This is a genomic window from Rhizobium bangladeshense (genome assembly GCF_017357245.1).
GTDB classification, from domain to species: domain Bacteria; phylum Pseudomonadota; class Alphaproteobacteria; order Rhizobiales; family Rhizobiaceae; genus Rhizobium; species Rhizobium bangladeshense.
In genome coordinates this window covers 2518086-2539652 of the sequence record NZ_CP071612.1, presented here as the reverse complement: position 1 = coordinate 2539652, position 21567 = coordinate 2518086, and the positions used below count along the sequence as shown (strand labels likewise).

General features: G+C 61.2%; 19 protein-coding genes and 2 pseudogenes. 14 read left to right on the top strand and 7 right to left on the bottom strand.

What is annotated here, in order from left to right:
- The first annotated feature begins 13 nt into the window (after window positions 1-13).
- The 3 genes from J2J98_RS12390 (at window position 14) to J2J98_RS12380 (ending at window position 2860) form a co-directional block, all read left to right on the top strand.
- Entirely contained in the window at window positions 14-1042 is a 1029-nt protein-coding gene (locus J2J98_RS12390) for a zinc-binding dehydrogenase (protein ID WP_138393452.1), read from the top strand.
- A 6-nt stretch (window positions 1043-1048) separates the two neighbouring features.
- Entirely contained in the window at window positions 1049-1984 is a 936-nt protein-coding gene (locus J2J98_RS12385) for a lipid A biosynthesis lauroyl acyltransferase (RefSeq protein ID WP_138393453.1), read from the top strand.
- 183 nt (window positions 1985-2167) lie between these two features.
- Window positions 2168-2860: a PAS domain-containing protein gene (locus J2J98_RS12380; RefSeq protein WP_207601191.1), complete on the top strand. Its 693-nt coding sequence runs from the start codon at window positions 2168-2170 to the stop codon at window positions 2858-2860.
- A gap of 203 nt (window positions 2861-3063) precedes the next feature.
- On the opposite strand, the gene J2J98_RS12375 is transcribed toward J2J98_RS12380, so the two are convergent.
- From J2J98_RS12375 to J2J98_RS12365, 3 genes are all read right to left on the bottom strand, one after another.
- Complete coding sequence (locus J2J98_RS12375; protein ID WP_011425727.1) at window positions 3064-3423, bottom strand: VOC family protein; 360 nt, start codon at window positions 3421-3423, stop codon at window positions 3064-3066.
- On the bottom strand, window positions 3424-3822 hold the full coding sequence (locus J2J98_RS12370; protein WP_207601190.1) for an SRPBCC family protein: 399 nt from the start codon (window positions 3820-3822) through the stop codon (window positions 3424-3426). It abuts the gene before it with no gap.
- A 70-nt stretch (window positions 3823-3892) separates the two neighbouring features.
- Window positions 3893-4684: a helix-turn-helix domain-containing protein gene (locus J2J98_RS12365; RefSeq protein WP_207601189.1), complete on the bottom strand. Its 792-nt coding sequence runs from the start codon at window positions 4682-4684 to the stop codon at window positions 3893-3895.
- A gap of 205 nt (window positions 4685-4889) precedes the next feature.
- On the opposite strand from J2J98_RS12365, the gene gndA reads away from it, so the two are divergent.
- The 4 genes from gndA (at window position 4890) to J2J98_RS12345 (ending at window position 8244) form a co-directional block, all read left to right on the top strand.
- Window positions 4890-6341, top strand: a complete 1452-nt coding sequence (gene gndA / locus J2J98_RS12360) for an NADP-dependent phosphogluconate dehydrogenase (protein WP_207601188.1) — start codon at window positions 4890-4892, stop codon at window positions 6339-6341.
- A 166-nt stretch (window positions 6342-6507) separates the two neighbouring features.
- Window positions 6508-7002 (top strand): GNAT family N-acetyltransferase, encoded by a 495-nt coding sequence (locus J2J98_RS12355; protein WP_207601187.1) that lies wholly within the window; start codon window positions 6508-6510, stop codon window positions 7000-7002.
- 17 nt (window positions 7003-7019) lie between these two features.
- A complete protein-coding gene (locus tag J2J98_RS12350; protein ID WP_207601186.1) occupies window positions 7020-7529 on the top strand; it encodes a GNAT family N-acetyltransferase in 510 nt (169 codons plus the stop codon).
- A 97-nt stretch (window positions 7530-7626) separates the two neighbouring features.
- Entirely contained in the window at window positions 7627-8244 is a 618-nt protein-coding gene (locus tag J2J98_RS12345; protein WP_207601185.1) for a class I SAM-dependent methyltransferase, read from the top strand.
- 24 nt (window positions 8245-8268) lie between these two features.
- On the opposite strand, the pseudogene J2J98_RS12340 reads toward J2J98_RS12345, so the two are convergent.
- The 4 genes and pseudogenes from J2J98_RS12340 to J2J98_RS12325 form a co-directional block, all read right to left on the bottom strand.
- A pseudogene (locus J2J98_RS12340) lies at window positions 8269-8712 on the bottom strand (AAA family ATPase).
- A gap of 83 nt (window positions 8713-8795) precedes the next feature.
- Window positions 8796-9872, bottom strand: coding sequence for a D-alanine--D-alanine ligase family protein (locus tag J2J98_RS12335; protein ID WP_207601184.1), 1077 nt, complete (start codon window positions 9870-9872; stop codon window positions 8796-8798).
- Window positions 9873-9902: 30 nt separating this feature from the next.
- Window positions 9903-10516, bottom strand: a pseudogene (locus J2J98_RS12330) (C39 family peptidase).
- A gap of 245 nt (window positions 10517-10761) precedes the next feature.
- Entirely contained in the window at window positions 10762-11805 is a 1044-nt protein-coding gene (locus tag J2J98_RS12325) for a LacI family transcriptional regulator (RefSeq protein WP_064705253.1), read from the bottom strand.
- A gap of 454 nt (window positions 11806-12259) precedes the next feature.
- On the opposite strand from J2J98_RS12325, the gene J2J98_RS12320 reads away from it, so the two are divergent.
- The 7 genes from J2J98_RS12320 (at window position 12260) to J2J98_RS12290 (ending at window position 21286) form a co-directional block, all read left to right on the top strand.
- On the top strand, window positions 12260-13495 hold the full coding sequence (locus J2J98_RS12320) for an ABC transporter substrate-binding protein (RefSeq protein ID WP_064705252.1): 1236 nt from the start codon (window positions 12260-12262) through the stop codon (window positions 13493-13495).
- A gap of 141 nt (window positions 13496-13636) precedes the next feature.
- Window positions 13637-14542: a carbohydrate ABC transporter permease gene (locus J2J98_RS12315; protein WP_064705251.1), complete on the top strand. Its 906-nt coding sequence runs from the start codon at window positions 13637-13639 to the stop codon at window positions 14540-14542.
- On the top strand, window positions 14535-15479 hold the full coding sequence (locus J2J98_RS12310) for a carbohydrate ABC transporter permease (protein ID WP_064705250.1): 945 nt from the start codon (window positions 14535-14537) through the stop codon (window positions 15477-15479). Before J2J98_RS12315 ends, J2J98_RS12310 begins: the two co-directional genes overlap by 8 nt.
- A 4-nt stretch (window positions 15480-15483) precedes the next feature.
- Window positions 15484-16590 (top strand): ABC transporter ATP-binding protein, encoded by a 1107-nt coding sequence (locus J2J98_RS12305; protein WP_064705249.1) that lies wholly within the window; start codon window positions 15484-15486, stop codon window positions 16588-16590.
- Between the two features lie 293 nt (window positions 16591-16883).
- Window positions 16884-19343: a beta-mannosidase gene (locus J2J98_RS12300; RefSeq protein ID WP_246569362.1), complete on the top strand. Its 2460-nt coding sequence runs from the start codon at window positions 16884-16886 to the stop codon at window positions 19341-19343.
- Between the two features lie 39 nt (window positions 19344-19382).
- Window positions 19383-20144 (top strand): sugar phosphate isomerase/epimerase family protein, encoded by a 762-nt coding sequence (locus J2J98_RS12295; RefSeq protein WP_138393463.1) that lies wholly within the window; start codon window positions 19383-19385, stop codon window positions 20142-20144.
- 8 nt (window positions 20145-20152) lie between these two features.
- Window positions 20153-21286 carry a Gfo/Idh/MocA family protein gene (locus tag J2J98_RS12290; protein WP_207601182.1) on the top strand — a complete coding sequence of 378 codons (1134 nt, stop codon included), beginning with the start codon at window positions 20153-20155 and terminating at the stop codon, window positions 21284-21286.
- Window positions 21287-21567 lie beyond the last annotated feature (281 nt).

The window sequence follows — 21567 nt, the reverse complement described above, 5'->3', positions numbered from 1 at the left end:
GAGGGATTTTGCCATGCGCGCTTTGCAACTGATCGACGACCGCAAGCTTGAGATCACCGACCTGCCGGAGCCGGATGCACCTGCTGCAGGCGAGGTGACGCTGCGCGTCAAGGCGGTGGCCCTCAACCATATCGACGTTTGGGGCTGGCGCGGCATGGCTTTCGCCAAGCGCAAGATGCCGCTCGTGATCGGCGCTGAGGCTTCCGGGGTCGTCGACGCGATCGGGCCGGGTGTCGCCAATGTGCTGCCGGGTCAGCTCGTCTCGATCTATGGTGCGCGCACCTGCGGTCTCTGCCGACCCTGCCGCGAGGGCCGCGACAATCTCTGCGAACATGTCTCCGGCGTGCACGGTTTCCATCTCGACGGTTTCGCGCAGGAAAAGGTCAATCTGCCGGCGCGCCTGCTGGTGCCGGCTCCTCCCGGGGTCGATGCGATCGGCGCGGCGTTGGCGCCCGTCACCTTTGGCACCGTCGAGCACATGCTGTTCGACAATGCCAGACTCGAACCCGGCGAAACGATCCTCGTCCATGCCGGTGGCTCCGGCATCGGCACGGCAGCGATCCAGCTCGCCAAGAAGATCGGCTGCACCGTCATCACCACGGTCGGTTCCGACGACAAGATCGAGAAGGCCAAGGCGCTCGGCGCCGATCACGTCATCAACTATCGAACTGACCGCTTCGAAGGTGTGGTGCGCAAGCTCACGAAGAAGAAGGGCGTCGATGTCGTCTTCGAACATGTCGGCAAGGATACCTGGGCAGGTTCGATGCTCTGCATGAAGCGTGGCGGGCGTCTCGTCACCTGCGGCTCAACCTCGGGCGTTTCCACAGAAATGAACCTGATGATGCTGTTTCAACAGCAATTGAAGCTGTTCGGCTCTTTCGGTTGCCGCATGGAGAATATGGCCAACGCGATGCAGAAGATGGGCCGTGGGCTCGTTCATCCCGTCATCGACACAGAAGTCGGCTTCAATGATATCGACCGGGCGCTGGAGCGGATGGAATCGCGTCAAATCTTCGGCAAGATCATCCTCAAGATGGATTGAGCTCACGTGAAGCTGATCATCACCCGGATCGTTCTGGCGCTCAGGAATTTCCAGCAATGGCTGGTGGCGCAGGCGATGTTCGGCTTCCTGAACATATTGAAGCTGTTTCCCGCCGATGGTGCGATTCGCTTTGCAGACAAGGCGATGCGCCGCCTCGGCCGTCGGACCCGTCGCCATAGGCTGATGCTCGTCAATCTGCGCAATGCCTTCCCTGAGAAGAGCGACGCCGAGATCGAGGAGATCGCTCTAGGCAGCTGGGGAAATATGGGTCGGCTCGCAGCCGAATATGTCTTCCTCGACCAGCTGTTCGACTACGATCCCGAAAAACCCGAGCCGGGCAGGGTTGAGGTGTCGGGCATTCCGATTTTCCTCGATCTGCGTGACAACCCGCGGCCCTTCATCGTTTTCACGGGACATACGGCCAATTTCGAGCTGCTGCCGGTGGCAGGTGCAGCCTTCGGGCTGCATGTGACGGTGCTTTTCCGGCCGCCGAACAATCCCTATATCGCCAAAAAGGTGTTCGATTTCCGCAGCGCGCGCATGGGCAAGCTGGTGCCTTCGCATGCCGGCTCCTCCTTCGCGCTCGCGCGCCAGCTGGAAGCGGGCCAGGGGGTGGGCGTGCTCGTCGACCAGAAATTCGGCAAGGGGCTGAAGGGCACCTTCTTCGGGCGTGAGGTGAAGACAAATCCGTTGCTGCCGAAGCTGGTGCGGCAGTTCGATTGCGAGGTCTATCCGGCGCGCTGCATCCGCCTGCCGGGGAATCGCTATCGGCTGGAAATCGAGCCGCGGCTGGAGATGCCGCGCGACGCCAAAGGCAATCTCGACCTGCCGGCGGCTGCCCAGCTCCTCAACGACAAGGTGGAAAGCTGGGTGCGGGAATATCCGGAACAGTGGCTCTGGTATCACGACCGCTGGCAGATCAAAAAGACTCTCGCGCCTTGAAAAGCACACCCTTATTTATCAGCGGTGAAAAGCGGCAGGTGCTCTCGGATTGAAACCGAGTAAACTTCATGTTAGCCGTCACCACCAGTGCGAGAATGATATCTACCTTAAGGCGCATCTTGGAAAAATGCAGCCGCGTCAATTTCGGACACGCCACTTGGGACAATGGGAGTGGGAGGCGTCTTGCTGGAGCTTTTTCGAGCCTTTTCCTTGCGATGCGCGCAAATAGAGGAAGCCATACGCCGGGGCGACGATCAGCGCGTCATGTCGCTCGACCGTCATGTCGAGCCGCTGGTCGAGGCGATTCTTGCGTGCCAGGCGGGCAATCTGCTCGAAGTCTACATGCAGCTGCAATTCGTCAGCCATCTTGTCGCTCGGGACGCCGACGACAGCGCCAGTGTCCGAGGACATACGGCGGTGCTTTCCTACCTGCTCGACCGCTATTTCGGCACGCATGGGCCGGACTGGCGGGTGCCTTCGCCGCAGGATATCCGCATCGATCCGCCGGCAGCCTACGTGCCTGACACCGATAACGGCAGCTTCCTCAACGCGGCAATCCTCGAAGGCCTGCCGGATCGGGTGGCCGTGCTGACCAGAGACTACCGCTACCTCTATTCCAATGCGGCCAACAGCGCCCATCTCGGTAGGAAGCCGATGGAGCTGATTGGGCGTCACCTCTCCGAATTCATCGGCGAGAAACGTTTTGCCGAATGCGCCAAGCATAAGCTGGACGCGTGTTTTGCCGGCGAGGCGCTCGACTACACCTACGAGCGTGCAGCCGACGAGGGGGCATCGCGGCAGGTGCGATGTCGCATGTCGCCGTTGCGCGATGCGGGCGGCACTATCATCGGCGCTATGATCGTGATGGATCGGTAGTCTAGAGCCTTTCCTGGTCAGATTGAAGCATTCTGTTGCCTCAAACGGAGTCGGCCGGTCGATCAGCCGGCCCGTTTCAGCCAACCCGAGCCGGACACCTTTCCGCCAGGATCAAAGGCGATCGGCTTGGACGTACCTGGGGTATGCCCTGACGAAAACCTGCTCCGGCAGAATGCTTCAATCTGACCAGGAAAGGCTCCAACTTATGCCGTCGCCCAGACGGCGAGCTCGTAGCCGTCGCGGTCGAGGAAATGGAAGCGGCGGCCGCCGGGGAAATCGGTGATCGGCCGGCAGATCGTACCGCCGGCACGTTCGACAGAGGTCAGCACTTCTTCCAGATCCCTGGCATAGACGACCACGAGCGGGCCGCCCGGACGGACGGGGCCGAAATCGGTGAAGCCGCCTTTCAGCCGGCCATCGTCAAATTCGCAGTAATTCGGGCCGTAATCGGTGAAACGCCAGCCGAAGGCCGAGCCGTAAAAGGCTTTGGCGGCAGCGATGTCGGAGACGTTGAATTCGACATAATCGATGCGGCGGTCGTTGTGTTCGGAGTTTTCAGCCATCTATCTCTCCATCAGGGCTTTCAGCATAACGAGATCCTTCTCGATATGCGCGGCATCGGCAGCAAACTGCTCATCTGTCATGCCGGGCAGGCGCAGTAGCGTGAACATGACCTCGCAGCCATCGCCGTTCGGCACGATACGCAGGGCATTATAAACCCTGAGCCCGGATTCGATCGTCACCGTATGGTCGATCACGCCGAATTCATTGACGGGAACAAAGCTTACCTTGATGGTGCCGAGGGGACCGTGGGCGATCCAATCGGCACCATCCGGTTCGAAGCCGGTGGCAAGGCCGGAGGCCCAGAGCGGCATGTTCTCCGGCTTGCCGGCGAAGTCGTAGACGTCACGCCAGTCGCGCTCGATCGATTGGTGGATGATTTTTGCAGGCATTGTGGCCATGGCTTGCAGGTCCTTGTCCTTGGTTTCCCCGAAATAATAAGGCCATCCGGCAGCGTCTTGAACAAAACGGTCAGCCAGAGTCTTCCAGCATGCCGAGTTGGTCGAGGATGATCGCGGGGGTCAGCGTCGAGAGTTCCCCAACCTCGCGCGTCATGTGAGCCTGGTCGGCAAAGCCGGCTTCAAGAGCGATGCGTGCAAGTGGCAATGTGTCCGCCCTGCGGCAGAGGTCGAGGAAACGCTGGAACCGGCGGATGCGTTCCAGGGTCTTTGCGCCGTAGCCGAAATGGTGGTGGCAGCGGCGGCGCAGCTGCCTTTCGCTGATGCCGAGCCGGTCGGGCAGGCCGGTGGCCGGGCTGCCGCTGTCGGCGGCGGCGAAGATCACGGCGGCGTCGCGGGCTGGCTCCTCCTCATTTCGCGCGGCCTCCTCGAGCAAGCGGCCAAACATCGACGCGGCGGCTGCGGGATCCGGGCAATCCCGCAGCCGCGCCTCGAAATCGCTCGTGTCCTTTCGGCCGATATCGGCAAGCGGCACGGAGAGGCCGACCAGCGCCGAGAGCGGCGTCTTCAGCCAGGATGCGGCCGCGCCCGGGGCAAAACGCGCCCCGATAACGGTCGAGCCGGGCCGGATGACAGGAAAGGTCGCCGTCCTGTCGGGGCCGGCGACGACCAGCCGGTCGTCCATCCAAAGCAGATCGCAATAGCCGTCCGGCACAATCGCCACAGCTGGCGGCGGCCCGTCGAAGAGAGTATTGGACCACAGGCGGTTGAAATGGCGCCGCAGCGTCGGCGGCGGCGCATATTCGAGGTAGCGGCCGGCGCGGGCCGCAAGCAGCGCCCTGTCTTTTCGTCTCTTCGAAACCAAGCGACATCTCCCTAGGTCCGCATGATAACATGAGATAGGGCGTCGCGGGTGACTGCGCGAAAATTGCGGCGTCCGGATCAGTCTGTAATTGCATGTTGTCAGACAAGTTGGGTCACCGAAGCCGCAATTCATTGGCTTTTGCGAACCGATTAGACCCTCGCTAGACTTGCCGTTTGAGCGAGACAGTGCCACAACACCGGTCCAAATGACACATCGGAGGTTTGTCGTGGAAAAGGCAGAAATCGGACTGATCGGCCTTGCGGTCATGGGCTCCAACCTGGCGCTCAACATCGCGGAGAAAGGCAATAAAATCGCGGTCTTCAACCGCACGCCTGAGAAAACCGACGAATTCTACGAGAGCGCCGGCGATCTCAAGAAGCAGATCATTCCCTGCAAGACGATCGAGGAGTTCGTCGATGCCATCCGGCCGCCGCGCCCGATCATCATCATGATCAAGGCCGGCGATGCCGTCGACCAGCAGATGGAGGCATTGCGCCCGCATCTGACCAAGGGCGACATTATGATCGATGCCGGCAACGCCAATTTCCGCGACACCGTCGCCCGCTTCGATCGCCTCAAGGATACGGAACTCACCTTCATCGGCATGGGGGTTTCCGGCGGCGAGGAAGGCGCCCGCCATGGGCCTTCGATCATGGTCGGCGGTACCGAGGAATCCTGGAAGCGCGTCGAGAAGGTGCTGACCTCGATTGCCGCCCGCTACAATGACGAGCCCTGCGTCGCCTGGCTCGGCAATGACGGCGCCGGCCATTTCGTCAAGACCATTCATAACGGCATCGAATATGCCGACATGCAGATGATCGCCGAAATCTACGGCATCCTGCGCGATGGACTCGGCAAGAGCGCCGCCGAAATCTCCGGCATTTTCGGCGAGTGGAACAAAGGCAGGCTGAACTCCTACCTGATCGAGATCTCCGAGAAGGTGCTTGCGGCGACCGATCCGGTCGCCGGCGGCCCGATGGTCGACATGATCCTCGACAAAGCAGGCCAGAAGGGCACCGGCAAGTGGTCGGCGATCGAGGCGCAGAATATGGGAATTCCGGCAACGGCGATCGAAGCCGCAGTCGCCGCCCGCAGCCTCTCTTCGATGAAGTCGCAGCGCGAGGCCGCCGAGAAGATCTTCGGAAGTCTGGGCAACGCTTTCCCGACCGCCTACGGCGCAGAGCTCAACAGGGATCTGGAACTGGCGCTGTTTGCCGGCAAGATCGGCGCCTATGCGCAGGGCTTTGCCGTGATGGCGGAAGCCTCGAAGGAGTTCAACTGGTCGCTCCCGATGCCTGTTATCGCGAAGATTTGGCGCGCCGGCTGCATCATCCGCTCGCAGTTCCTCGACGAGATCACCAAGGCCTTCACCGACGCGCCTGATGCGGCGAACCTCATCGTCACGCCGGCCTTCTCGGCCATGGTCAAGGAATCGATTCCGGCGCTCCGCCGCGTCGTGACCGCCGCTCTCGCAGCAGGCCTGCCGGTGCCCGCGCTCACCTCGGCGCTCACCTATTTCGACGCCTACCGCCAGGGCAGGGGAACCGCAAACCTCATCCAGGCCCAGCGCGACTTCTTCGGCGCCCACGGCTTCGACCGCCTCGATGGTAAGGATTTTCATCATGGCCCCTGGGGCAGCGGTGTTGCGACGTTCTGAGATCCGCAGAGGAGATGGAGAGAAAGCCCGGCCGTTGCGTCGGGCTTTTTTCGTGAGGTGCGTTGCCTAGGCCAACAACTGTGTTGTTTCTGTTTGAGCAAGTTGGCTTGTTGATTTTTGGCTTTCCCTTCATAGCATCTGAAGATCGTTCCGGAGGACTACAGGAATGCTCGTCCGATACGAGACGCCGGCAGATATCGAAGCGATTCAGAATGTGACCTCGGCTGCCTTCAAGCCCATGCCCTACAGCGAGGGTACGGAGGCGGAGATCATCCGGAAGCTTCGCTTGAGCGGCGATCTGGCGATATCGCTGGTCGCCGAAGAGGATGGCGAGATCCTGGGGCATGTCGCGTTTTCGCCGGTGACGATCAACGGCGTGCATGTCGGCTGGTTTGGGCTCGGTCCGATTTCCGTGACGCCGGAGAGACAGAGGCAGGGCATCGGCAGGGCGCTGATGGCAAAGGGACTTGCATTGCTGAAGGCGATGGGCGCGAGCGGATGCGCGCTGATCGGCAATCCAGAAGTCTACAGCGGTGCCGGCTTCAGCAGCGACGGGCAACTGACATATCACGATCTCAATACGCGGTTCGTGCAGCGAATTGTCTTTCGGGGGGCGGCGCCGAGCGGGACGCTGCGATTCGCTCCGGCGTTCGAAGACTAGCGGTAAAGGGTGACGACATGTCCGAAATGGGCGCGATTACAATCCGGACCGAACGCCTGACGCTCCGACAGCCCGACATCAGCGATTTCCCCGCCTATGCTCGGCTGATGGCTTCGCCACGCTCTGCCGGAATGGGCGGCCCGTTCGATGTGAGGGCGGCGTGGGGGATGTTCTGTCATGACGTCGCTCTCTGGCAGCTTTTCGGCCATGGGGCGCTGATGATCGATCTTTCGGAAACCAGCGAATGCGTCGGCCAGGTTGGGATCAATCATGGGCCGCTCTTCCCGGAAAAGGAGCTGGGATGGTTCGTTTATGAGGGGCACGAGGGGCGAGGCTATGCGACGGAAGCAGCCTTCGCGCTGCGCGGCTGGGCCTTCGCGACGCTCAAGCAGTCGTCGCTTGTCAGCTATATCGCACCCGGAAACGCAGCCTCGATCGCTGTTGCGGAGCGCCTGGGGGCGCGTCTCGATCCCGCTGCGCCTCGAACCGATCCCGCCGATCTCGTCTATCGTCACCTTGCTTCCTGAAACCATGCGCGCAGGCCGCAAGACGGTTGTGGTAGACGTTTCGATGCTTACATGTTGATAGGTCAGGATCGGACGCTGCAAGAGATGGGGTTAGCGGATGACGGCCACGCAACAGGAACATTGGGACGAGGTATACCGCACGAAAGCCGCCGACAGCGTCAGCTGGTATCAGCCGACGCCGGAGCCTTCACTCAGGGCGCTTGACGAGATGCATCTGCCGGTTACGGCCGCGCTAATCGATGTCGGCGGCGGCGCGTCGAGCCTTGTCGACCGCCTGGTCGAGCGTGGATGGTCCGACCTGGCCGTTCTCGATATTGCTGCGCCGGCGCTTGATGTCGCCAAGGCGCGGTTGCGGGGTGATGCAACCCGTATCGCCTGGCTGGTGACCGATGTCACCAAATGGAGACCGGGACGCCGCTACGATGTTTGGCACGACCGCGCCGTTTTTCACTTCCTTACCGAGCCGGAGCAGCGGCTCGCCTACCGTCGGGCCCTGGAAACAGGCACGGCGCCAGGCAGCGCCGTGATCATCGCCACCTTCGCAACTGATGGGCCGGAGCGGTGCAGCGGTTTGCCGGTCCAGCGTTACGATGCAGCCGCCCTGGCGGCGGAATTCGGTTCCGCCTTTTCGTTGGAGCGGGAGTGGCGAGAGGAGCACATGACGCCCGGCGGCGGCAGGCAATCGTTTCAGTGGTGTGTCTTTCGGCGGCGATGAGATCCGCCCGCCCCGGAGGGGCGCCTACTTCGCCTCCAGGCGATCCAGGATAAAATTGGCCCGCTCTGCGACCGGGATCTTCGGCAGCGCGACAATGTCGTAGCCAAGTGTCGGATAGGTGGCGGTGAGCCGCTCATATTCGGCTACGGCCTCTTCGAAGCAATGGCGGCGCTCAGGGTCGGTCGTGTAGATCTCGGGCCATCGCGGGTGAGAAAGACGCTTCTGTTATGGCGATGGGCGGTGCTCAATCTTTCCAGGACCGGTTCGCCGGTCAGGTGCTGGAGCGCCGAGGCGGCATCGATCAAGCCGCGGTCGAAAATATCAAGCGGCTTTTTCGCGCGCTGCCGCGTGGTCGGCAATTGCCATCTCGGTTGCGCGGCGGGCGAAGGCAACCATGTCGACCCAGGGCAGGGCTGCTCCATCGCTCGCCGGCTCCTGCTTGACGATCCGCCGGCTGGGTTCTTCGATAATCGTATGGTTGCGGCGGCCAAGCTCCGAAAGCAGTGTTGCTTTTCCGCCGCGGTAACATACCGAAATAACCTGCCCATGCCCTAATCTGCCCGGCGGGAGCGCGCCATGCCGTGTTCCACCAGGCGGTCGATAATTTCGGGATAGCTGACGCCGCTTGCCGCCATCGCCTTGGAATACATGCTGATATCAGTGAAGCCGGGAATGGTGTTGAGCTCGTTGATGACGAAGCGCATATCTGACGTCAGAAAGAAGTCGACGCGCGCCATGCCGTCGCAGCCGATAGCCCGGAAGGCTTTGGCGGCCGTGTCGCGCATGGCCGCCTCGACTTCGGCCGGCAGGTCGGCCGGCACTTTCAGCGCCGCGCCGTTCTCATCGACATATTTTGCGTCGTAATTGTAGAAGCCGTGGCTTTCCGCCGGAACGATCTCGCCCGGCCGGGAGACGAAAAGTTCTCCCGCTGGATCCTCCAGCACGCTGAATTCGATCTCGCGGCCCGCAATGAATTCCTCCGCAAGCAATGTGCGATCGTGACGGAAGGCCTCTGCAAGGGCGGGCGCGAATTCCTGGTTCGCGTGGACCTTGGCGACGCCGACCGACGATCCTTGGCGCGCCGGCTTGATGAAGAGCGGCAGTCCAAGCTCGCTTTCAAGGTCGGTCAGCGAAGGGACGGCACCTTCGCGGATCGCCACCGCGCGCGCCACCGGCAGGCCCGCCGCCCGCAGCAGACGCTTAGCGATATCCTTGTCCAGCGCGGCGGCCGAGCCGAGGATGCCGCAGCCGGCGAGTGGCACGCGGGCAACCTCCGCCATACCCTGCAACGATCCGTCTTCGCCGTGCGGGCCGTGCAGCACGGGGAACAGGACGTCGATCCTCACCAGTTCATATGGCGTGCCACGGGCGGGGATTGCCATCGCTCGTCCTCGGCCGCCCGGCACAAGGCAGACTTCCGTGCCAGATGAAGGTGTCGCCAGGACGCCGTCCACGAAACTGCTCAGCAGCCACTGCCCCTCGCGGGTGATGAAAACGGGGGTGGCGTCGTATTTCTCTGGCGTAAGCGCGCTCATGACATTGGTTGCCGAGAGCACGGAAACTTCGTGTTCGGCCGAGCGTCCGCCGAAGAGCACGGCGATGCGCAGCTTGGTTTGGGAAGGGGTCATGCGAACCTCCGGAGGGATCGGGTTGGAAGGTCAGACGTCGACCGATATGCCTCGATTGGCGAAGAAGCGGTCGAAGACGGCAAGCGGAAGAATGACATCGGCCTGGCTTGCCTCGTCATGGCCGGATGGGTTGTGGAAGCGGATCGTCTCGTTGCTTGCTGCCGTCACCAGCACCAGATGGCCCCCCTTCGACGGCGGCTCGCGCTCCGGCCAGCGGATGGCTGAATGCACCGAGGCGATGAAAAAGCGCCGCTTCGACAGGAGATCGGGAATGGTCGATGTCTGAACTGCGGTCATCGTCTCGGCGGCAAGCCCGAAATGGTCGCTCACGAAGCGCACGAAGGGCGCATAGATGAGCCCCTTGATCGAGGCGTCGATCTCGTTGACCACATAGCCGCCATAGACTGTGCAAGCGCGGGCAAGCTCGAGCGTCGGATGGATTTCGCCGCGGGCGGCAAGTATCATCTTCAGGCAGGCCATGCGCAGACATTCACCGCCCATTGCGCATATTCTTCGATGGTCGCGGCTCCCGAATGGCGCCAGAGCGGATCGCTGAGCAGCGCCTGCGGCCCTTCGGCAAGCACCGGCAGCGTCATGCCGGGCGTTTCCCATTGGCTGAAATAGGGCACGCTGCTCTGCTGCATTCTGTCGATATCCCCACGGTTCGTTCGTGAGATGGCCGGCAATCTTGGCTTTTTTTGAGCCGATGCCAAACTGCCAAGCCGAGGGCAGGGCGTCTGCCCGCTAGCCAGAGGCTGTAAGACAAGCCGGTCATCAAACTCGCACAGCTGTGGGATGAAGGTTTGCGCTCGAGGTCGTTGAGAGTCTATTCCATGCCATCACGCGGCGGGGGGGCGCCGACGGCAGAATAGGCATTTATCGTGCCGTCCTACCTGCCGTTCTCCGGCCAGATCGGTTGGCTGATGCTCTGCAGCAGTTCCGGTTCGACGCCGTCGATGCGGGCGATTACCGCTTTGGCCATTTCACGGCCAGCTTGGCGCACGTCTTCCTGGGCGGTGATGATCTCGGGCCGGATCCAGTTCAGAATCGGCACAGATTGTTTGGAGACCATGTCGAGATCGCGGCCCAGCGCCTTGCCGGCGGCTTCGATGCCGGCATTGACGGCGATCGCCGCGCTGCCGGCCGAGCAGACGATTCCATCCGGCGCATTGGCCGAGCGCATCATCACTTCGACGACGTCACGGATGTCGGCGAGCGGTGCGTCGGTATTGACGCGCAGCGGCACTTCCTCGGCGCCATAATCGTGCAGGCCGGTCTGAAAGCCAATGCGGATATGCGCGTAATAGGTGAGTTTGCTCGGCGGCTGCAGCAGCGCGATGCGGCGCCGGCCGCGCCTGACGAGCCGCTCCACCGCCTGATGGGCGAAAGCCTCGTTGTCGAAATCATGGAACGGGTGCGTGAGGCCGGCATCGGTGCGGCCATGCGTGGCGAAGGGCATGCCGCGCTCGGACAGGAGCCGCACGCGCGGATCGTCCGGCTCGATGCGCGATATGATGACGCCGTCGGCCGAGCCGGTTTCGAGGATATAGCGCACCGGCAGCATCGGATCCTTGCTGTGGGAATGCGGCGTGACCACGATATGATAAGGTGTGCCGGACAGCACTTCCGATATGCCGAAAACCATCTGACTCGAGAAGCCCATGATCTCCTCGTCGATGCTCAGGACGAGGGCGATGACGTTGGTCTTGCCGGTGCGCAGGCGCACGCCCGCTCTGTTAGGCTGATAACCGAGCTGGCGAGCGACCATGCGCACCCGCTCCTTGGTCTCGGCGCCGATATCCGGCGCATCCTTCAGCGCGCGCGATACCGTCGTTACGCCAAGGCCAGTCATGAAGGCGATCGTCTTCAATGTAGGGCGCTCGCGTGTCACCGCCGTCGACGTCGCCTGTCCGAAATTTCCCTTGTTTTCCATCCCTGTAGGCCTGCCTCGCGCGAATTGGTCTCGCTTATAGAGGCTTTTCCAGGCGCCGTAAGCCCGCCGCCTGCCAAAATCGCGCCTCCCTGAAGGATGTAATCTGTAACGATACAGTAGAAATGTCGAGCATTTTTTCTTATATGCGGTGCAGCATCGTCCGCCCAGGTTGAATCCGTGGTTTTTGCCGCATTTTTCTGCAGTTGCGAAGCGGGTAGCGTGGTCTGTCAGGCAAAGTATAAAAAAAATTCGCGTTCTTTCAACATATTGACCAAAAGGCGTGTAAGCCGAGAAACCAAACCGATCGCTGGTGTAAGGGATGTGGCGGCGCTGCTGGAGACTATTACAAGTAGCAAATCGGTTCGTTAAAGAAAAATTTCCAAGCGGGCAGTTGCGTCGGAAAATCGATTGATCTAAGTTTTTCCGGCAACGTTTCAGTGAGGGAGGAGAACTCATGAAAATCCGTATGATGGCGGCCATGCTTGCCGCTTCAGCAGCACTTCCGCTCAGCGCCGCCAGCGCAACCGATCTCGAAGTCACGCATTGGTGGACATCCGGCGGCGAATCCGCAGCTGTCGCCGAGCTGGCAAAGGCGTTCGACGCCAGCGGCAATCACTGGGTGGACGGTGCCATCGCCGGTTCCGGCGGCACGGCGCGTCCGATCATGATCAGCCGCATCACCGGCGGCGACCCTATGGGTGCCACCCAGTTCAACCATGGCCGCCAGGCCGAGGAACTCGTTCAGGCCGGCCTGATGCGCGACCTGACCGATGTCGCAACCGCCGAGAAGTGGAAGGACATCATTCGTCCGTCGAGCCTGCTCGATTCGTGCACCATCGATGGCAAGATCTATTGCGCTCCCGTCAATATCCACTCCTGGCAGTGGCTCTGGCTTTCGAACGCTGCCTTCAAGAAGGCCGGCGTCGAGGTTCCGAAGAACTGGGACGAGTTCGTCGCCGCTGCTCCGGCTCTCGAAAAGGCGGGCATCATCCCGCTTGCCGTGGGCGGCCAGCCGTGGCAGGCCGCAGGCGCCTTCGACGTGCTGATGGTCGCGATCGCCGGCAAGGACACTTTCAACAAGGTCTTCAAGGACAAGGACGCCGAAGCTGCTGCTGGTCCTGAGATCGCCAAGGTCTTCAAGGCTGCCGACGATGCCCGCCGCATGTCCAAGGGCAGCAATGTTCAGGATTGGAACCAGGCGACCAATCTCGTCATAACAGGCAAGGCTGGCGGCCAGATCATGGGTGACTGGGCGCAGGGCGAATTCGCGCTTGCGGGCCAGAAGGCCGGCACTGATTACACCTGCCTGCCGGGCCTCGGCGTCAACGAGATCATCTCGACTGGCGGCGACGCGTTCTACTTCCCGTTGCTGAAGGACGAGGAGAAGTCCAAGGCGCAGGCGGTGCTTGCCAAGACCCTGCTCGATCCCAAGACCCAGGTTGCCTTCAACCTGAAGAAGGGTTCGCTGCCGGTGCGCGGTGACGTCGACCTCGCCGCCGCCAATGATTGCATGAAGAAGGGTCTCGACATCCTCGCGAAGGGCAACGTGATCCAGGGCACCGACCAGCTGCTTTCGGCCGACAGCCAGAAGCAGAAGGAAGACCTCTTCTCCGAATTCTTCGCCAATCCGTCGATGACGCCGGAAGACGCCCAGAAGCGTTTCGCCGAAATCATCTCTTCGGCCGACTGATCGGCAGACTTGCTGTCCTGGCGATCCGGCTCCTCGGAGCCGGATCTTCCCGGATGGTCTTGCTGGTATTCCCGGCAGATCGCCGGACGGGATGAAAAACGGCCGTCACCGGCCGCAGCTGCCATTTGAGGAGAAGCGTTCATGACGGGTCAAGCGCAAGCAGGCCGGCCAAACAAGTTACTGCGCAATCTGAACGCCAAGATTGCGTCCATCCCGATGATCCTGACAGCGCTGGTGATTTTTGTCGGCGGCACACTCTGGACGGTATTTTATTCCTTCACCAATTCGAAGCTCCTGCCGCGGTTGAGCTTCGTCGGTTTCGATCAGTACGAGCGCCTCTGGGCCGCGCCGCGCTGGGTGACAGCGATCGAGAATCTGGCGCTCTACGGCATCCTCTCGCTGATCTTCAGCCTGGTCATCGGCTTCCTGCTCGCTGCGCTTATGGACCAGAAGATCCGGTTCGAAAATACCTTTCGCACCATCTTCCTTTATCCTTTCGCCTTGTCCTTCATCGTAACGGGGCTCGTCTGGCAATGGGTTCTGAACCCGGATTTCGGCATTCAGTCGGTGGTGCGTTCGCTCGGCTGGACGAGCTTCACCTTCAATCCGCTCTATACGCCCGAGATCGTTATCTACGGCATTCTGATTGCGGCGCTGTGGCAGGGAACGGGGTTGGTCATGTGCCTGATGCTAGCCGGCCTGCGCGGCATCGACGAGGATATCTGGAAGGCTGCGCGCGTCGACGGCATTCCGATGTGGAAGACATATCTCCTCATCGTCATCCCGATGATGCGGCCGGTCTTCATCACGACGATCGTCATCATCGCCTCCGGCATCGTCAAGGTTTACGACCTCGTCGTGGCGCAGACATCGGGCGGTCCGGGTATCGCCTCGGAAGTGCCGGCCAAATACGTCTATGACTACATGTTCCAGGCGCAGAATCTGGGGCAGGGCTTCGCCGCATCGACGATGATGCTGGTCACGGTCGCGATCATCATCGTTCCGTGGGCCTATCTGGAATTCGGAGGAGGGCGCAAGCGTGGCTAATATCGGAACCCTCAACACCACCGCAGCCGGTATCGATGCGGTCGCGCCGAGACTTGGTGACGGCCCGAGCGGCCCGAAGCCGCGCCCGAGGCTGTCTGCGCGCAACATCATCCTCTACGGTACGCTGACGGTTGCAGCGCTCTATTACTTGCTGCCGCTCTATGTGATGGTCGTCACCTCGCTCAAGGGCATGCCGGAAATCCGCCTTGGCAATATCTTCTCGCCGCCGATGGAAATCACCTTCCAACCCTGGGTGAAGGCTTGGGCGGAGGCTTGCACCGGCCTCAATTGCGACGGCCTGTCGCGTGGTTTCTGGAACTCCGTGCGCATCACGGTGCCGTCGGTCATCATCTCGATCGCCATCGCTTCGGTGAACGGCTATGCACTGGCGAACTGGCGCTTCAAGGGTTCGGAGCTCTTCTTCTCCATCCTGATCATCGGGGCGTTCATTCCCTATCAGGTGATGATCTATCCGATCGTCATCATCCTGCGTGAAATCGGCATCTACGGCACCCTGACCGGCCTCGTCATCGTCCATTCGATCTTCGGCATGCCGATCCTGACGCTGCTCTTCCGCAACTACTTCGTGTCGCTGCCGGAGGAGCTGTTCAAGGCCGCGCGTGTCGACGGGGCGGGCTTCTGGCAGATCTTCCTGAAGATCATGATGCCGATGTCGCTGCCGATCTTCGTCGTGGCGATGATCCTGCAGGTCACGGGCATCTGGAACGATTTCCTGTTCGGCGTCGTCTTCACACGGCCGGATACCTATCCGATGACGGTGCAGCTCAACAACATCGTCAATTCCGTCCAGGGCGTGAAGGAATACAACGTCAACATGGCAGCAACGATCCTCACCGGCCTGGTGCCGCTGATCGTCTATTTCGTCTCCGGGCGACTTTTCGTTCGCGGCATCGCCGCCGGCGCAGTGAAGGGGTGATCACATGAACATGAATTCAACTGTCTCCAATTCGAGCGTCTCGATCAAAGATCTCTCGCTGAACTTTGGATCGGTCAGCGTGCTGAAGGATCTCAACCTTGAGATCAATGATGGCGAATTCCTGGTACTGCTGGGATCGTCCGGCTGTGGCAAGTCGACCTTGCTCAACTGCATCGCGGGCCTGCTCGACGCTTCGGAAGGCCAAATCTTTATCAAGGGCAAGAACGTCACCTGGGAGGAGCCGAAGGACCGCGGGATCGGCATGGTCTTTCAGTCCTACGCGCTCTATCCGCAGATGACCGTCGAGAAGAACCTCTCCTTCGGCCTTCGTGTCGCCAAAGTGCCGCAGGCCGAGATCGACAAGCGCGTGGCACGCGCGGCCGAGATCCTGCAGATCCAGCCGCTCCTGAAGCGCAAGCCAGCCGAACTATCAGGCGGCCAGCGCCAGCGCGTGGCGATCGGCCGGGCGCTGGTGCGCGATGTCGACGTCTTCCTGTTCGACGAGCCGCTGTCCAACCTCGACGCCAAACTGCGCTCGGAACTTCGCGTCGAAATCAAGCGCCTGCACCAGTCGCTGCAGAATACGATGATCTACGTCACCCACGACCAGATCGAGGCGCTGACGCTTGCCGACCGCATCGCCATCATGAAGAGCGGCATCATCCAGCAGCTCGACGATCCGACGACGATCTACAACCGGCCGCGTAATCTCTTCGTCGCCGGCTTCATCGGCTCGCCGTCGATGAATTTTCTGCGCGGCGAGCTCATCAAAACCGGTGACGGGATCGCCTTTACGGCCAACGGCGTCAATTTCTCGCTCGACGCCTATGATGCCGGCGAGACGCTGCAGCCCGGCCGCAAGGTGGTGCTCGGCGTTCGCCCCGAACACATCAAGGTCAACGAGAATGCCGGCGGCGAAGAACATGACGCCACCGTCGATATCGAGGAGCCGATGGGCGCGGACAATCTTCTGTGGCTGAAACATGCCGGCCACACGATGTCGGTCCGCGTCAACGGCGCGCGACGCTTCAACGTCGGAGCCAAGGTGAAGCTCAGTTTCGACATGGCGCTGGCTTCGGTCTTCGATGCGGAGAGCGAGCTGCGTCTTTAGAGGAATTCTTCGCGGGCGGGGTCCGAGATGGCGCTGCCTGCTTGCTGCAAGGCTGTTTATATGAATTCGACCGGCGCTTCACCCAGATCTGCGCGCGCTTGGGAAGAGGCCAACTCCGCGCTCCGTCATTCTCGGGCTTGACCCGAGGATCCATGCCGCGGCTGCTGGCGAATGTCGTGTGGATGCTCGGGTCAAGCCCGAGCGTGACGGAGGGGAAGCGGTCATGACGACCGACAAATACCGGACCGCGGTCATGCGCCGTCCATTTCAAAATGCAAATCGGAAATGAAATCGTGACGCAACAAACAACCCCCTCCAGCATTGACCTTTCCGGTTCGTGGCAGCTCACCTCCGTCGACGGCGAGATCAAGAGCACCATCACATTGCCCGGCGACGTGCACACGGCGCTGCACAGGGCAGGGCTCATCCCCGATCCCTATTTCGGCCGCAATGAGGAGAAAGTGCAGTGGGTAGCGCAGCGCGAATGGGCGGTCGAGCGCAGCTTCACACTGCAGGAGGTCGAAGGCGACTGGTATCTTGATATCGACTATCTCGACACGGTGGGCAGCGTCTATATCAACGGCTTCCTGGCGCTCGAAGCCGACAACAGCTTCCGCCGCTACCGGCCTGATGTTTCCAGCATGCTGAAATCGGGCGACAATGTCATCCGCATCGTCTTCGCCTCCAATCCCGGTGTCGGCGCTGAACGGCAGAAGCAGCAGCCCTTCTATGTTCCCTACAGCACCGGCAATTCGCCGATCCCCGACGGCAATATGCTGCGCAAGCCGCAATGCCATTTCGGCTGGGACTGGAATATCGCCATTGCGCCGTTAGGCCTCTACGGCACGATTGCGCTGAAGAAGCTCGAGACGGCGCGCATCGAACATGTCGTCACCCGCCAGGTCCACAATAATGACGGCTCGGTCGACCTGACGGTCACCGCCAGCCTGTTTGCGAAACATGCCGGCGTTGCCCAGGTCTATTTCGATCTCGACGGCGAGCGCGTCCGCCTCGACGTCGGCGTCAAGGGCGAGACTGATGTCAACTATCTCTTCCATATTGACGAGCCGCGCCTCTGGTGGCCTTCCGGCAGCGGTGAGCAGGCGCTCTATACGCTTTCCGTCGAGCTGTCCGACGAGGTGGTGACGAAGCAGATCGGCCTTCGCGCCATCGATCTGATCACCACCCCGGATGCTTCAGGCGCCCGTTTCGCCTTCAAGGTCAACGGCCGCGAGATCTTCTGCCGCGGCGCCAATTGGATTCCCGCCGACGCGCTCTATTCGCTGTCTTCGCCCGAGAAGACGGAGGATCTGCTGCAATCGGCGAAGGCCGCCAATATGAACATGATCCGCGTCTGGGGCGGCGGTTTCTACGAGCAGGATTATTTCTACGATCTTTGCGACCGGCTCGGCCTCCTGGTCTGGCAGGACTTCATGTTCGCCTGCAACCTTTACCCCTCGACCGAGGACTTTCTCGGCAATGTGGCAATCGAGGTGGATTACCAGGTGCGCCGGCTATCTTCCCATCCCTCCATCGCGCTCTGGTGCGGTGACAACGAGCTTGTGGGCGCTCTCACCTGGTTCGAAGAATCAAGGAAGGACCGCGACCGCTATCTCGTCTCCTATGATCGCCTCAACCGGACGATCGAGCAGGCGGTGAAGAAGGCGTTGCCCGGCGCGCTCTGGTGGCCGTCGAGCCCGGCTTCAGGATACCTTGATTTCGGCGATGCCTGGCACGCCGACGGCTCCGGCGACATGCACTACTGGTCGGTCTGGCACGAGAACAAGTCGTTCGACAATTACCGCTCGGTGCGTCCGCGCTTCTGCTCGGAATTCGGCTTCCAGTCCTATACCTCGCTGCCTGTCATCAGGACCTATGCCGAGGAGAAGGATATGAATATCGCTTCTCCCGTCATGGAACTGCACCAGAAGAATGCCGGCGGCAATGAACGCATCGCCGGCACGATGTTCCGCTATTTCCGTTTCCCTAAGGATTTCCCGAACTTCGTCTATCTCTCCCAGATCCAGCAGGGCCTGGCGATCAAGACGGCAGTGGAGTATTGGCGCTCGCTGAAGCCTCATTGCATGGGTACGATCTACTGGCAGCTCAATGATACCTGGCCGGTCGCCTCCTGGTCGAGCCTCGATTATGGCGGGCGCTGGAAGGCGATGCATTACCTCGTCAAACGCTTCTTCCAGCCGGTGGCGGTCGCCGCCATTCCTTCCGAGGACGGCAAGAAGATCCGCTTCTCGCTGGTCAACGATACTCTCGCCGATGTCAGCGTCGATCTTTCGATCTCGGTTCTCACGATGAAGGGCGAGCGGAAGCACCTGAAAGATGTGCAGGCGGTCTGCTCGCCGGATGCGGCGGTGACGGCTGCGACGATCGATGTGTCCGATATCGCCGAGGGAACGCTGCTCGCCTGGCGTTTCACTGTCTCGAACGGCATGGGCGGCGAGGGGCATCACGTCAACGGCACCTACAAAGCCCTGGAGCTCGCGCCCGCAGGGCTGATGGTCACCCATGAATATGTCGAGGCAAGCGGCGCCATCGATATCAACGTCACCGCAAAGGGACTTGCGCTCTTCGTGATGATCGAGAGCGAGACGGACGGCAAATATTCCGACAACGCCTTCGATCTTGCGGCCGGCGAAAGCCGCCGCATCACCTTCACCCCGGCACATCAGCTCGAACGCGGCAAGCTGCCGGACTTCCGGTTCTACGACCTGCATTCCTGCCAATCGGCGGATTGATCCTTCCCAAGCGTGGGCACGAGGCCCAAGGAGAACATAATGACGAAACTCAGCTACCAGCTCTACAGCGCACGTAATTTTCAGCCCTATTCGGCGATTTTCGAAAAGCTTGGCAAGGCGGGCTATGCGGAAGTCGAGGGCTTCGGCGGCATCTATGCCGATCTCGATGATGCCGGCCTGAAGAGCCTTCGCGCCGAGCTGGACAAGAACGGCCTCGTCATGGCGAGCGGCCATTTCAGTCCCGATTTCCTGGAGAAGGAAGTTCAGAAATCGCTAAACATCGCCAAGATCCTGGGCATGGATTCGATCTATGCGCCGCATCTGGCGGCCGACCAGCGCCCTTCCGACGCCGCCGGCTGGACTGCCTTCGGCAAGCGCCTGCAGGAGATGAGCAAGCCTTACAAGGACGCCGGCTACGAGTTCGGCTGGCACAACCATGATTTCGAGTTCGTCAAGCTGGCAGACGGCTCGCTGCCGATCGAGCGCATCTTCGAAGGCGCGCCTGACATTTCCTGGGAAGCCGATATCGCCTGGGTTATCCGCGGCGACGCCGATCCCTTCGCCTGGATTGAGAAACTCGGCTCGCGCATCACCTCGGTTCACGTCAAGGACATTGCGCCGGCCGGCGAAGCGAAGGATGAGGATGGCTGGGCCGATGTCGGCCACGGCAAGGTCGAGTGGGCCAAGCTGATCACTGCACTGCGGGCCACCAAGGCGAAGCACTTCGTCGTCGAACATGACAACCCAAGAGATATCGACCGCAATATCAGCCGCTCGATTGCATCCTTCAAGACTTATTGAGGCACATCATGACCAGGGAACTTGGCGTCGGCATCATCGGATGCGGCAACATCTCCACCACCTATTTCTCGCTTGCACCGCTCTTCAAGGGGCTGAAGGTGCTGGCCTGCGCCGATATCAACGTGCAGGCCGCCGAGGCCCGCGCCAAGGAATATGGCGTCAGGGCACAGACGATCGACGCGCTTCTCGCCAATGACGAGATCGACGTCGTCGTCAATCTGACGATCCCGGATGCGCATTTTCCGGTGTCGAAGGCGATCCTCGAAGCCGGAAAACACGTCTATTCGGAAAAGCCGCTGGTGCTTTCGCTAGAGCAGGGCGAGGAGCTTCGCCGCATCGCAAAGGCGAAGAATCTTGCCGTCGGCTGCGCGCCGGACACTTTCCTCGGCGGCGCCCATCAGCTCGCCCGCAAGTTCGTCGACGATGGCGGTATCGGCCGGATCACTTCGGGCGCTTGCTATGTGATGAGCCCCGGCATGGAGATGTGGCATCCGAACCCGGACTTCTTCTTTCTGCCGGGCGGCGGCCCGATCCTCGATCTCGGCCCCTATTACATCGCCAACCTGATCAACCTGATCGGCCCGGTGAAGCGCGTCGGCGCCATGACCTCGATGGCCTCGCCGACCCGTACGATCACCAGCGAGCCGCGCCACGGCGAGATCATTCCCGTCAAGACGCCGACGACGATCCAGGCATTGCTCGAATTCGTCAATGGCGCCACCGTGACGCTATCGGCGAGCTGGGATGTGTGGTCTCACCGACATGCCAATATGGAGCTCTACGGCACCGATGGCTCGCTCTACGTGCCGGACCCGAACTTCTTCGGGGGCACCGTCGAGGCAAGTGGCCGCGACAAGGACATCAAGCCGCTCGAGGCCTGGGAGCATCCCTTCGGCAAGATCAATCAGGAAAGTCCGAGCGGCTCGCGCGCCAATTACCGCACCGCCGGCCTTGCCGATATGGCAATGTCGCTGATCGAGGGCCGTGATGCGCGCTGCTCGCTTGATCGCACCCTGCACGGCGTCGACGTCATGACTTCGATTCTGAAGTCAGGTGAGGAGGGACGGTTCATCGACCTGACGACGACTTGCACCCAGCCGGCCGCGCTTGGCATCGAAGAGGCGCAGGCACTGTTGAGGTAGCGGAGAAAGCGCACCTGCGCTTGCCGTATTGGCGCGCTTGCTCCATTAGTTTCGTCATGTCGGCCTCGCGTCACTGTGGTCCGGTTTTGCCGATGGTTGCCCCTCACCCCAACCCTCTCCCCGTGAACGGGGCGAGGGGACTTGCCATGCAAGAGGTGGTGGGGAACGGAGGCTACTGCACTTGCCTTTTCCCCGCTCGCCGGGAGAAGGTGCCGGCAGGTGGATGAGGGGCAGGTGTCGGCGCTTTCGTGAGCCGAGGACGTCGCATGCCGACGACGCTG